11 protein-coding genes and 2 pseudogenes are annotated in these 11,738 nt (G+C 52.2%); 3 read left to right on the plus strand and 10 right to left on the minus strand.

What is annotated here, in order from left to right; all coding sequences use genetic code 11:
* The first annotated feature begins 151 nt into the window (after positions 1 to 151).
* Positions 152 to 1,050: pseudogene (locus ACRHIG_RS05515) on the plus strand (glycosyltransferase family 4 protein).
* Between the two features lie 164 nt (positions 1,051 to 1,214).
* Here ACRHIG_RS05515 and ACRHIG_RS05520 read toward each other — a convergent pair.
* The 10 genes and pseudogenes from ACRHIG_RS05520 to ACRHIG_RS05565 all read right to left on the minus strand — a co-directional run bounded on the left by ACRHIG_RS05520 (position 1,215) and on the right by ACRHIG_RS05565 (position 10,022).
* A complete protein-coding gene (locus ACRHIG_RS05520; RefSeq protein ID WP_489629588.1) occupies positions 1,215 to 1,733 on the minus strand; it encodes an acyltransferase family protein in 519 nt (172 codons plus the stop codon).
* Between the two features lie 160 nt (positions 1,734 to 1,893).
* The gene (locus tag ACRHIG_RS05525; RefSeq protein ID WP_489629589.1) at positions 1,894 to 2,262 is read right to left on the minus strand and encodes an acyltransferase family protein; all 369 of its coding nucleotides are present in this window, start codon (positions 2,260 to 2,262) and stop codon (positions 1,894 to 1,896) included.
* 100 nt (positions 2,263 to 2,362) lie between these two features.
* On the minus strand, positions 2,363 to 3,235 hold the full coding sequence (gene rfbD / locus ACRHIG_RS05530) for a dTDP-4-dehydrorhamnose reductase (RefSeq protein WP_489629590.1): 873 nt from the start codon (positions 3,233 to 3,235) through the stop codon (positions 2,363 to 2,365).
* 35 nt (positions 3,236 to 3,270) lie between these two features.
* Complete coding sequence (rfbC, locus tag ACRHIG_RS05535; protein WP_489629591.1) at positions 3,271 to 3,816, minus strand: dTDP-4-dehydrorhamnose 3,5-epimerase; 546 nt, start codon at positions 3,814 to 3,816, stop codon at positions 3,271 to 3,273.
* A 24-nt stretch (positions 3,817 to 3,840) separates the two neighbouring features.
* Positions 3,841 to 4,732: pseudogene (gene rfbA / locus ACRHIG_RS05540) on the minus strand (glucose-1-phosphate thymidylyltransferase RfbA).
* Positions 4,732 to 5,811, minus strand: coding sequence for a dTDP-glucose 4,6-dehydratase (gene rfbB, locus ACRHIG_RS05545; protein WP_475417864.1), 1,080 nt, complete (start codon positions 5,809 to 5,811; stop codon positions 4,732 to 4,734). The pseudogene rfbA and the gene rfbB overlap by 1 nt, the downstream one beginning before the upstream one ends.
* Positions 5,812 to 5,919: 108 nt before the next feature.
* Positions 5,920 to 7,383: an undecaprenyl-phosphate galactose phosphotransferase WbaP gene (gene wbaP, locus ACRHIG_RS05550; RefSeq protein WP_489630749.1), complete on the minus strand. Its 1,464-nt coding sequence runs from the start codon at positions 7,381 to 7,383 to the stop codon at positions 5,920 to 5,922.
* 76 nt (positions 7,384 to 7,459) lie between these two features.
* Positions 7,460 to 8,878 carry a mannose-1-phosphate guanylyltransferase/mannose-6-phosphate isomerase gene (locus ACRHIG_RS05555; protein ID WP_489629592.1) on the minus strand — a complete coding sequence of 473 codons (1,419 nt, stop codon included), beginning with the start codon at positions 8,876 to 8,878 and terminating at the stop codon, positions 7,460 to 7,462.
* A gap of 245 nt (positions 8,879 to 9,123) precedes the next feature.
* Positions 9,124 to 9,480 carry a diacylglycerol kinase gene (locus tag ACRHIG_RS05560; protein WP_489629593.1) on the minus strand — a complete coding sequence of 119 codons (357 nt, stop codon included), beginning with the start codon at positions 9,478 to 9,480 and terminating at the stop codon, positions 9,124 to 9,126.
* A gap of 302 nt (positions 9,481 to 9,782) precedes the next feature.
* Positions 9,783 to 10,022, minus strand: coding sequence for a hypothetical protein (locus ACRHIG_RS05565; protein WP_170846353.1), 240 nt, complete (start codon positions 10,020 to 10,022; stop codon positions 9,783 to 9,785).
* Positions 10,023 to 10,958: 936 nt separating this feature from the next.
* Here ACRHIG_RS05565 and ACRHIG_RS05570 point away from each other — a divergent pair.
* Positions 10,959 to 11,258 carry a hypothetical protein gene (locus ACRHIG_RS05570; RefSeq protein ID WP_489629594.1) on the plus strand — a complete coding sequence of 100 codons (300 nt, stop codon included), beginning with the start codon at positions 10,959 to 10,961 and terminating at the stop codon, positions 11,256 to 11,258.
* A complete protein-coding gene (locus ACRHIG_RS05575) occupies positions 11,234 to 11,737 on the plus strand; it encodes a sialate O-acetylesterase (RefSeq protein WP_489629595.1) in 504 nt (167 codons plus the stop codon). The genes ACRHIG_RS05570 and ACRHIG_RS05575 overlap by 25 nt, the downstream gene beginning before the upstream one ends.
* Position 11,738: the final 1 nt, after the last annotated feature.

Raw genomic sequence — 11,738 nt, forward strand, 5'->3', positions numbered from 1 at the left:
TTAATGCACGTTTTCTCACGCAATCGATTACCGGGGTACAACGTTATGCCTTGGAAATAAGCCGCATATTGAAAAAATCGATCCGTCGATCCGCTTCGTGGCGCCGAAAAATATCAAGCATCCAGAGCTGGCCAAGGAGTTGGGCGTGGAAGTGATTGGCCGGCTGACTGGCCACTTATGGGAGCAGATCGAGCTGCCACGTTTCTTGAAAAGCAATGGCTCGCCGCTGCTGTTGTCACTGGCAACCACGGCGCCGATTTTCTATGCGCGCAAGATTGTTACCGTGCATGATCTGGCATTCATCCATTTTCCCGATGCTGTGTCATGGAAATTTCGCCTTTATTATAATTTTCTGATTCCGCGCGTGCTGCGTTCTTCCCTGCACGTAACCACGGTCAGTAATTTCAGCAAGAATGATATTTGCAGCACTTATCGGATCAAACCAGGCCACTTGAGTGTTGTCTATAATGCTTCTTCATCCATATTTCACGCCGAGAATGGGGCTCTGGCAAAGGAAAAAGCCATTATCGCGGTTGGTTCCATCCAGCCCTATAAGAATATAGAAACGCTGGTCAAGGCATTCGATCTGTTCAAGCAGCGAGGCGGTTCGGATTATGTGCTGAAGCTGATTGGCGGCTGGAACAAGAGCGTCTTCAAAGCAACTACATTGGCGCAAATGCTGGAAGGACGCAGCGACGTCCAGTTGACCGGTTATGTTGCAGATGCTGATCTATTCAAGATGTATGGTTCCGCCACCTGCTATGTCTTTCCTTCTCGTTTCGAGGGTTTTGGTATCCCGCCCTGGAAGCCATGGCATGTGCCTGTCCCGTCATCGCATCGACTGCGGCCAGTATTCCCGAGGTATGTCTGGACGCGGCGCTGTACTTCGATCCTGACAGCGCCGATGACATGGCAGAGAAGATGTTGCAATTGGTTAATGATAAAGCGCTGCAGGAAGAGCTGGTCAAGAAAGGGACTGAAAATATCAAGCGCTTCAGCTGGGAGAAATCCGGCCAAGCGATGTTTGAAATAATTAAGAAATACCAATAACAGCGCCGCGTCTTTACCATTGAGAAGGATTTCAACGGCTTGGCAAGCCATCTCCTTGCCAACCTATGCATTATTTTGCCTTAACGGCAATACTCCCATCCGGCTTTCAATATGCCTGCCTCGATTAGTCGCATTGCCATGGCATGCATACGAAAATCGTGATCTTACCTGCCGCCAGCAATAAGCTTGGTAAATCTCGGAAAAACGAGTTTAAGCAGGAAAAACAGGCAAATACAGATAGCGACAGTTGCCGTGACCGACATGAAATAAATTGCCAGTATTTTTTCAGCATGTTGTGGTTGCAGTATTTTGTACGCTATTTTTCTGATGACCGTCAATAATGGTTCGTGCGCTGCAAAAACGAAAAAACTGGCAGATCCCAACACTACCAAAGCATTTTTCAACGCAGTCATCTTTGCAATTTCCTTGGTCAGGTAAATAAATGCAGGGATACCGAACATGATACCGATCTTGTGAAAATAGCGATAAACCTGGGTATCCGGAAATGCGCTGTTCGTTACGATAATGACGATATACAGGGGGAATATCCATTTTGCCTGTTTATCCAGCAAGAACAGGCTTTGCCGCTTGATGCCGAAGTAAGCACCCAGAATGAAGAACAACGCTGACTCTGAAGCGTTTCCACCAAAACTGACAAACCAGAATGTCAGGAGGGTTGCCAATGATATGGCAGGAATTTTTTCAATAACTGACTGATTAATGGTGCCAATAAAACCAGGATCATCAGGTCACGGATGAACCAGAATTGATAAGATGCCGGAAAACGGTTGATTCCAAAAATCGCTTTAATATAATCAAAAATTCCATAGTCACTTATCAGTGTCATTTTTCCGGAAAAAATGATTCTGTTTTTGGATAGGATTGCGCCGCAGCAAATAAAAGCAGAACCAGAACGTTCCAGAACAAGAACGGTATCAGCAATGTATGGACGCGCGACTGTATTTTGCTTTTATACTGATCATTTGACCATTCTGCGCCGGAAAAAAACAGATAACCAGACATCAGGAAAAACAATGGTACGGCGCAGCGGGCCAGTTCCTGTGAAATCAGCGTTTGTACAAACTCATTGATGTGGCTCGCTCCTGCGGCCGAGGGATTTGTGGCCAGCGTGTAAGCATGTATAAAAACCACGCCAACGATCAGTGGGAAGCGCAGCAACTGTAGCCGCAAGGAATCTTCATTTTTCAACATGTTTTTGCCAGAAGAGTGCAAACCGATATTTTATATTGCTAAATTATTAATTTTATGATGAAAAAATGGCCGTCACATGAGTGACGGCCATTGGTGTTACTTAGCCCATGCAAAGTTTTAATGCATCCTGCCATTGCGGCAAGCCGCAGAATCTGTCGATCAGGCGCTGCGACGACAGCACGGAATTCGTCGGCCGTTTGGCTGGCACGGGGTAATCCTGAGCCAGTATCGGTTTGAGCCTTGGTTTCTTCGTGACCGATGGATTAGCCATGATGGCCTCGGTAAAGCCAAACCAGGTGGTGTTGCCCTGTGCTGTCAAATGATACAGGCCAGCCCGCTCTTTCCACCATGCCTGCCGATCAGCCGCTGCAAGGCTTTGTGCCACGATATGCGCAGTGGTGTCTGCAATGGTGCGGCTCCATGTCGGCGCGCCGTATTGATCGGAAACGATGCCCAACTCTTCACGTTCTTGCGCCAGGCGGCGCATGGTCAGCAAGAAATTCTTGCCGTGCGTGCTATAGACCCAGCTGGTGCGCAAGATCAGGTGAGGGATGCCAGTGGCCTGGATAGCTTGTTCTCCAGCCAGTTTGCTGCTGCCGTAGACATTGATCGGGCAGGTCGGGTCGGTTTCAATATACGCACCGTCCTTGCTACCGTCAAAAACATAGTCGGTGCTGTAATGGATCAGCGCCGCCCCCAGTTTTTTGGCTTCCTCGGCCATGACACCGGGTGCTTCGCCATTGATGCGCAAGGCCAGTGCCGGCTCGCTCTCGGCCTTGTCGACCGCTGTATAGGCTGCCGGGTTGACGATCAGGGTCGGCTTTACGCGACGGATGACATCGCGCACTTGGTCCAGGTCAGCTAGATCCATTTGACTGCGGTCAACGGCGATAATTTCGCCCAGGCCCTGTAGGCTGCGTTCAAGTTCGTAACCGACCTGGCCGGTTTTTCCTGTGATTAAGATGCGACTCATGAGATAGATTGATTCCAGTTGGACAGATTGGTGGATCAGGCGAAGACGTCGGCGTTGGCCAGCAGCGTGCCCACTTTATCTTTGCCCGACAACAGTGGTTCGCCGTCCAAAGGCCAATCGATACCGATCGCCGGATCATTCCACAGGATGCTGCGTTCGAACTCCGGTGCCCAATAGTCTGTTGTTTTGTAGAGAAACTCGGCATGGTCACTGGTTACGACGAAGCCATGCGCAAACCCTTCAGGAACCCACAGTTGGCGCTTATTGGCGGCCGACAGGGTAACTCCGACCCAGTGGCCGAAAGTTGCGGAGCTTTTGCGTAAATCGACGGCAACGTCGAACACTTCGCCCGCGGTGACGCGCACAAGTTTTCCTTGCGCTTGCTGGATTTGGTAGTGCAGGCCGCGTAACACTCCCTTCGCTGATTTGGAATGGTTGTCCTGCACGAAATCGCGCTTGACACCTGTCAGCTCGGCAAAGCGCTTCTGGTTAAAGCTTTCATAGAAAAACCCGCGATCATCGCCAAACACGGTTGGCTCGATGATCAGAACATCAGGTATTGCTGTCGTTTGAATTTGCATGGTATGAAATGAGCCTTTCAGGCCTTAGTATATTTTTTCTTCGAGGAGACGCAGCAGGTACTGGCCATAGGCATTTTTTCAATGGCTGGGCCAGCTGCTCCAGCTTTGCTGCATCGATATACCCCTTGCGGTAGGCAATTTCTTCTGGGCAAGCTACCTTCAGGCCTTGTCGGTTTTCAATCGTCGCAATGAATTGTCCTGCTTCCAGCAACGATTCATGCGTACCAGTATCAAGCCAGGCCATGCCACGTCCCATCAACTCCACATTGAGCTCGCCGCGCTCAAGATAAACCCGGTTCACATCCGTGATTTCCAGTTCGCCACGTGGTGAGGGGGCGATGCCGGCAGCGATATCACACACCTGGTTATCGTAGAAATACAAGCCGGTGACGGCGTAGTTCGATTTTGGTTTGAGTGGCTTTTCTTCGATGCTGACAGCGCGGCGCTGATCATCGAAGTCGACCACGCCATAGCGTTCGGGATCGTGAACATGATAGGCAAACACGGTCGAGCCGCTGGTGCGTGCCGAGGCTTCGCGTAACTGCGATTCAAAGTCGTGGCCGTAATAGATGTTGTCACCCAAAATAAGGGCCGATGGTGCATCGCCGACAAATTCCTTGCCGATGATGAAGGCCTGTGCGAGTCCATCCGGGCTGGGCTGCACAGCGTAGCTTAGGCGGATACCCCACTGGCTGCCGTCGCCCAGCAATTCCTGGAAGCGCGGTGTATCTTGTGGTGTAGAAATGATCAGGATGTCGCGTATGCCGGCCAGCATCAGGGTGGTCAGCGGATAGTAGATCATCGGTTTGTCATACACGGGCAGCAGCTGCTTCGACACGGCCATGGTGACGGGGTACAGGCGCGTGCCGGAACCGCCAGCCAGGATGATGCCCTTGCGTTCGATGGCGGCCCCCATTATTTCTGCTCCAGTGCCGTATCGCGTGCCCCGTAGTTTTTCTCCACCCACTTCAGGTAGTCGCCCGATTGGACGTCGCGTACCCAGGCCTGGTTGTCCAGATACCACTGCACGGTCTTGCGAATGCCGGTAGCGAAGGTTTCGGCCGGCTTCCAGCCCAGTTCTCGTTCGATCTTGCGCGCATCGATGGCATAGCGGCGGTCGTGGCCCGGGCGATCCTGCACATAGGTGATTTGTTCGCGATAGCTGCCCGATGCCTTGGGATCGAGCGTATCGAGGATGTCGCACAAGGTGTGCACGACGTCCAGATTGGCCATTTCATTCCAGCCGCCCACGTTGTAGACCTCGCCCAGGCGTCCCGCTTCCAGGACGCGGCGGATCGCCGAGCAATGGTCGCCCACGTACAGCCAGTCGCGCACCTGCATGCCATCGCCATAGATAGGCAAGGCTTTGCCGGCGCGGGCATTGCTGATGATGAGCGGAATCAGTTTTTCCGGGAAATGGAAGGAACCGTAATTGTTCGAACAGTTGGTGGTGAGCACCGGCATGCCATACGTATGGAAATACGCGCGCACCAGATGGTCGGACGCCGCTTTCGATGCGGAGTACGGGCTGTTGGGTGCATATGGCGTTGTTTCCGTGAATGGCGGGTCATGCGGTCCCAGGGTGCCATACACTTCATCGGTCGAGACGTGCAGGAAGCGGAAGCCATCCTTGGCTTCGCCCGTCAGGCCGGACCAGTAAGCGCGTGCGGCTTCGAGCAGACTGAAGGTGCCATTGACGTTGGTCGAAATGAATTCGCCGGGGCTATGGATCGAACGATCGACATGGCTCTCTGCGGCAAAATGCACGATGGCGCGTGGCTGGTGTTCTGCCAACAGGCGGGAGATGTGGGCGGTGTCGCAAATATCGCCGCGTACAAAGATATGCCGGGGGTCTTGCTCCAGGCTTGCCAGATTGCTGAGATTGCCAGCATAGGTCAGTTTGTCAAAATTGATCACGGGCTCATCGTTGAGCGCCAGCCAGTCGCGTACAAAATTGGAACCGATGAAGCCGGCGCCGCCAGTCACTAAAATCATGCTGCTATCCTTTTTCTGGAACATTGCCACAATGCCCCCTCGACAAATTGTCTTGAGCGCGAGGGCAATTAAATATTCTTAAATACAACTACTAACTTAATAACGTTACTAATATGCGCCATCTTTCTTGAAAATGACTTTAACCGTTTTCAGTAGTATGACAATGTCATTGAACAAAGACCAGTTCTTGACATACCAGGCATCGAGATAGACGCGCGTATCGTAGCTGACGTCGTTCCTGCCGCTGACTTGCCATAGACCCGTGACCCCGGGCTTGGCTTCAAGGTAATAGTCGATCTGGTTGCCATAGCGTTCCAGTTCGGCATCGACAACCGGCCGCGGACCGACCAGGCTCATCTCGCCTTTCAGTACGTTCCATAGTTGCGGCAATTCATCAAGGCTGGTCCGGCGCAGGAAGTGGCCGATCGAGGTGATGCGCGGGTCGTTTTTCAGCTTGAAGTCACGGTCCCACTCGGCACGGGCTTCAGGATCGCGCTCCAGTAGCTCCTTGAGCAAGACGTCGGCATTCACGGCCATGGTGCGGAACTTGTAGCAGAGAAAATGCTTGCCATTCTGGCCCACGCGTTTGTGGCCGTAGAAGATGGGACGACCCGATGCCATGACCTTGGCCGCGATCCACAGCAAGATGGGGGCGCCGACGATCATCACGCAGATCGAGGCCGTCAGATCAAAGCAGCGTTTAATCAGTTGCAAACCTGGCCGCGCCAGATTGTTGCGCATGGTCAGCAGCAAGACTTCATGTGTAAAGAAATGGTTGACTTCCATGCCGTACAGGGGCAGGCCGCGTACGGCTGGCACCACTTGCATATTGGCAACGCAACGGCTGATCTGCTGGATCATGCCCTGATAAGCGTCAATGCCGCCCTGTTCCAGCGCGACAACCGTATGCGGATCGCCCAGCAGCTTGAGTGTTTGTTCCGGACTCTGACCCAACGAAATGCAGGGCACAACCTGCTTGCTGCGATTCACATACTGATGTTCCAGGCGGTCTTGGCCTTCCGGTATCAGGAATGCAATCAGACGATAGCCCATCAACGCTTCCTCATCGAAGGCACGCGCAGTTTGCAAGGCATTATCACCCCATCCGATGATGACCATGGGGCGTATCCAGCCGCCCGCCTTCATCAACAGGTATTTGACCAGGCCGCGCAGCAGCAAGGCACAGCACGGCACCAGCAACCAGGTAGCCAGCAGCGCTTCGCGCGAGGAGTCGCGTTTGTCGAGGAAGACCAGGGCCGCGTCAATCAGGCCCATGACCATGGCGATTTTCAGGATTTCCTTGATTTCATTCGAGTATGGACGGCGTTTGGCATGATGGCCCTTCAGCTTGAAGATCGCCACAGTGACCACGGAGAGCAGGCTGTAACTGAGCAGGCGCGAGCTATCCAGCCCGAAGCTGTTCAAGCCGGTGGCATCGAGCGTCCATTTGCCAGCGAGCCAGAATGCCATGAACATGGCCAGTGCATCGGCAAAGGTGAGAAAATATTTTTCTGCCCTGCTGCTGCAATACCATTTCACTTCTTGTACAAAGATGCCTTCGATTGGTTTCATGATGACTTGCTTAACCTTATAAACTTCAGTGTGAATTCTTGCGGTGCTGCATGCAGGGTGATTGTGTCCTGCTCGGTTAAGCGCGGCCGTAGCGGTCTTCAAATCGGACGATATCGTCTTCCCCAAGGTAGCTACCCGATTGAATTTCAATCAGTTCCAGCGGTAGCTTGCCCGGGTTGGCCAGAGAATGGACGATGCCGAGGGGGATATAGGTAGACTGGTTTTCGGTCAGCAAATATTCCTTGTCGCCATTGGTGATCTGGGCCGTGCCGGAGACCACGATCCAGTGCTCGGCGCGGTGGTGATGCATTTGCAATGACAGCTTGGCGCCAGGCTTGACCGTGATCCGCTTGACCTGAAAACGTTCGCCATTGCCGATAGAATCATAGGAGCCCCATGGACGGAAGACTTTACGGTGCATGGTGGCCTCGGGACGCTCCCTGGTGACCAGTTGTGCGACCATGGTTTTGGTCTGTTGTGCCTGATCCGCATCCATGACCAGCACGGCGTCGGCGGTTTCCACGATAACGGTATTGCGCATGCCGATTGCAGTGACCAGGCGGCTACTGCTGTGCACCAGGCAATCGTTGCAATCCTGGATCAGCACGTCGCCTTGGGTGCTATTCTGGCTGGCATCCTTTTCCGCCACGTCGAATACGGCTTTCCAGGAGCCGATATCATTCCAGCCGGCATCAAGGGCGATGGTAGCCGCATGGCTGGTGCGTTCCATGACGGCGTAGTCAACGGCGATATCGGGGCTGGCGGCGTAGGCATCCTTGTCAAGGCGAATGAAGTCGAGGTCGCTTTTCGCGGCGGTGATGGCAGCGCGGCACGCGGCCAGGACGGCGGGTTGGAACTGTGCCAGTTCTTCCAGATAGCGGCTGGCGCGGAACAGGAACATGCCACTGTTCCAGAAGTAATCGCCGCTGGCGATATATTGTTCTGCGAGCTCCAGGACCGGCTTTTCCACGAATTCAAGTACGCGCTGAACTTGCCCGCTTGCAGCGCCTTCGGCGCGAATATAGCCGTATCCGGTCTCTGGTCCCGTTGGCGTGATGCCGAAAGTTAACAAATTACCTGCCTCTGCAGCAGTGCGCGCCAGCGCGATGGCGCGATGGAAGGCCGCGGTATCCAAGATGACGTGGTCCGATGGCAGCACCAGCAGGAGTGGATCTTCGCCATTCTCCATCGCATGCAAGGCGGCTGAAGCGATCGCCGGCGCCGTATTGCGGCGCATGGGCTCAAGTAACATGCGGCTGTTTTCCAGGCCGATCTCACGCACTTGCTCCGCGACAATGAAACGCGAGGATTCGTTGCATACCAACAGTGCTGGCGACACAGTGTCGATGCCGGCCAGGCGCTGCAGCGTCTGTTGCAGCATGCTGCCCTGGGTCGACAAGCGCAGAAACTGCTTTGGGAATGCCTCGCGCGAAAGCGGCCATAAACGTGTGCCGGAGCCGCCGCAAAGAATCACTGGTACGAGGGGAGTAGTCATTTATGCATCAATGTAAATATAATATTGGACGGTGTCGAATAATTGGTCAGTTGGCATATCTTGAGGCTCGTCCAGCCTGCCGTACTCTTATGTAGGGAGGTGGACATACATGCTGGAAAAAAGTCAATGTTGTAAGCAGGGGCAGTATTTTAATAAATTACAAGAAACTTTGTATTTTCTCTCGACTCTATTGGGCACGCACTTTCGTTCGTCTTGTATTGTAGTTTGCCGCCCCTGTATTCTTACTAGCGCACAACGTTTTCAAGCAAAAAAGCAACAAACACGCATATGGCCGTCATGCTGAGGAGCAACACTGCACCTGCAGCGCAGTCCTTGGCAATCTTGATGCTGGGATGTAGGGATGGGTGGAGGTGATCAATCAGATGCTCCAGCGCGGTGTTGAACAATTCCGCAGCCAGGACCAGGCCGCAATTCAGCAATAGCAGGGCCCACCACATCAAGGGTGGTTGGTACCAACAGAGTACGACGAGCACCATCAGGGCAGCCAGACACTGCAGGCGGACGCTCGATTCCATGCGGAAGGCCGCGCCTATGCCTTGTAGGGCAAATCCCATGCGCTTGAAGAAGGGCTGGTTCTTCATGGCAACTGAAGCAATGGCGCGGGATATTTGACTGACATAAAGGCGGATCTCTCAATGAATAGATGAGGATCGCAGGCATGACCATACGATATGACATCATTCGTCCACAGCAGAAAGACTGGTGCCAATCTTTTTGATGTTTGATAAAAAGTAAAAAAAGCCCGTTTTCAAATGAAAAGGGCTTTTATTGCAATAGTTGACATATTTGAGTATGTCAACTATTGCGGTACCAGGCCTTCACCTTTCGGCTCTACATCAAGCTGCGGGATAGGCCTACCTGTTGCTGCCTGGGCAGCCAGGTATTAATGGTGGGTTGGGGTGGTGTGCGCGGTGGTCGAATCCGAGCTTGCTGCACCGGCCACAACGGCAACTGCTGCGCCGATTGCGATCATGGTGCTGACGCTCAGGCCAGCAACGGTGGTGCCTGCAGCGGCGCCAGCTGCTGGTGCAGCTGCTGCTGGTGCAGGAGCCGGTGTCGATTGAGCCATTGCTTGCGCGGAAGCGAAGCACAGGATTGCCGAAGCGATCAGAATTTTCTTCATGAGATACCCTTTTAGGTTGAACAGCGGAAATGCTAGACTGTCACATGATTGTAACAACTTTTTTCATGTCAGTCTGCGCAGTACAGTCTGTGGTGCCGATAATTCACTGTATTTTAGACCAATATTAAAGCTTTTTTCCTCTTAGTTCTCATGGCGTTGTTCTGCGTAAACAGAATCGATGCTTTTTGTGCATGGATGTCCTCGCTAACTGAGGTATTGACTTGTTGCTTCAAAAGTTGCCAAGTCCTTGCCATGCGGCGTAAAATTGTTTCGTTGTACACAATTCTGCCGCCTTCCTCACGTAGTACCCCTAGGTCCTAGTTGTGGTTATAACGCGATCCACAATTCGCACCAAGTTGCCTTGACGCCACACTCCCCATCATTTTTCGAACAAAGAAGCTGCTCAGTTGGGCAATCAAGAGGATGATTTCGTTCGGACGTGGCGGGGGGCGAGAGCAAGCAGCTGCTGCAGATTTCATCAGCGAATAAGAGCAAGTAGAGCGTAGCCCGGAAGAGTCGCTGACGAGGCGTGTCAAGTAACAATGTTTGCAAAACAGTAGTAGACGGAAGGATGTTTGATCAAGAAGTGTGCCGGTCTCTTACTTACATGCGAAGAGGCCCCTTGCTTGCCGTCTGGAATCTCGGCCGTGTGGCCGCATCCCCATATATGTGATGGCAATCTGACCCAGAGCCACGCCGTTCGTATGAAATGCTGCATTTTTTCTATGTCCGTCGGCAGAAGTGATCGTTTTGACGTGTACCTGTCAGTCCGGCAGCTATGCCGGACTTATGATACTGCAACGGGAACGGGGCGCGCAGGAGGCTAGGCAAGTAGTGGCCATATCTCTACTAGTTCTGCAGGAAAAGCAGATATGTTGTTCAACCTATATAATATTGCGCGCTATCGCAATAAATTCTTGTGAGATAACTAAATTTATGAAGATTTTTATTGTTTTCTTTTCCGCGTTGATATTGACGGCATGCGGTGGCGGAGGTGGAATAGGCAACCCTACTTCTATCGTTCCTGTCCCGCCGATAGTAAATCCGCCATTGGACGAGATGAAAATTTTGATCATTGGACAATCGATATCGTCGAATTGCAACGAATATGTTTATGGTGCTGTCGATAATGTATTTCAAATAGGTAAAGATGGATCACTGAAGGCTGCACGCGATCCGTTTGAATGGGCAGATTGCAGCAAGGGGGCGATGTGGATGCCTCTTGGAAAAAATTGATTGAAGCAGGTATTGCTCGAAAGGTGGTATTTATGCCAATCGGGGTGGCTGGAAGTAGGGTGGAAGACTGGCAGGTAGGTGGTGCCGCGTTTGGCAAGTTAACAAATGCCATTGCTTTAATGCAAGCACAAGGGTTAAGTTTTGACTTTGCATTTTGGCATCAAGGCTCATCAAACGCCGGTACGGACAAGATCGTATATGCCGAGCGTCTGCGCTCGGTATTGGACTACGTAAACAGTAAAGTAAAAATCAAGCGCTGGCTGATTGCTGTTCATTCTCGTTGCTCTGGCGCATATGATAGTGGTATTGAGTCTGCTCAAATTTTAGTTGGTAATGCCCCACAACTGAATCGCTATCCAGGGCCTAATACTAATTTATTAGGTAATGAATATAGATATGATGTTTGCCATTTGAACCAGAAGGGGCAGGAGAAAATGGCATCGATGTGGCTTGAGTCAGTAAGTGCTGTTCCTAGATAGA

It is taken from the genome of Janthinobacterium sp. C22 (assembly GCF_057919405.1).

Bases quoted from the DNA above. Each gene is read 5' to 3' on its own strand.
- ACRHIG_RS05555 (WP_489629592.1), bottom strand. From the start codon at position 8,878: ATGACTACTCCCCTCGTACCAGTGATTCTTTGCGGCGGCTCCGGCACA.
- ACRHIG_RS05565 (WP_170846353.1), bottom strand. From the start codon at position 10,022: ATGAAGAAAATTCTGATCGCTTCGGCAATCCTGTGCTTCGCTTCCGCG.
- rfbC (WP_489629591.1), bottom strand. From the start codon at position 3,816: ATGCAAATTCAAACGACAGCAATACCTGATGTTCTGATCATCGAGCCA.
- ACRHIG_RS05570 (WP_489629594.1), top strand. From the start codon at position 10,959: ATGAAGATTTTTATTGTTTTCTTTTCCGCGTTGATATTGACGGCATGC.
- ACRHIG_RS05525 (WP_489629589.1), bottom strand. From the start codon at position 2,262: ATGTTGAAAAATGAAGATTCCTTGCGGCTACAGTTGCTGCGCTTCCCA.
- wbaP (WP_489630749.1), bottom strand. From the start codon at position 7,383: ATGAAACCAATCGAAGGCATCTTTGTACAAGAAGTGAAATGGTATTGC.
- rfbB (WP_475417864.1), bottom strand. From the start codon at position 5,811: ATGATTTTAGTGACTGGCGGCGCCGGCTTCATCGGTTCCAATTTTGTA.
- rfbD (WP_489629590.1), bottom strand. From the start codon at position 3,235: ATGAGTCGCATCTTAATCACAGGAAAAACCGGCCAGGTCGGTTACGAA.
- ACRHIG_RS05560 (WP_489629593.1), bottom strand. From the start codon at position 9,480: ATGAAGAACCAGCCCTTCTTCAAGCGCATGGGATTTGCCCTACAAGGC.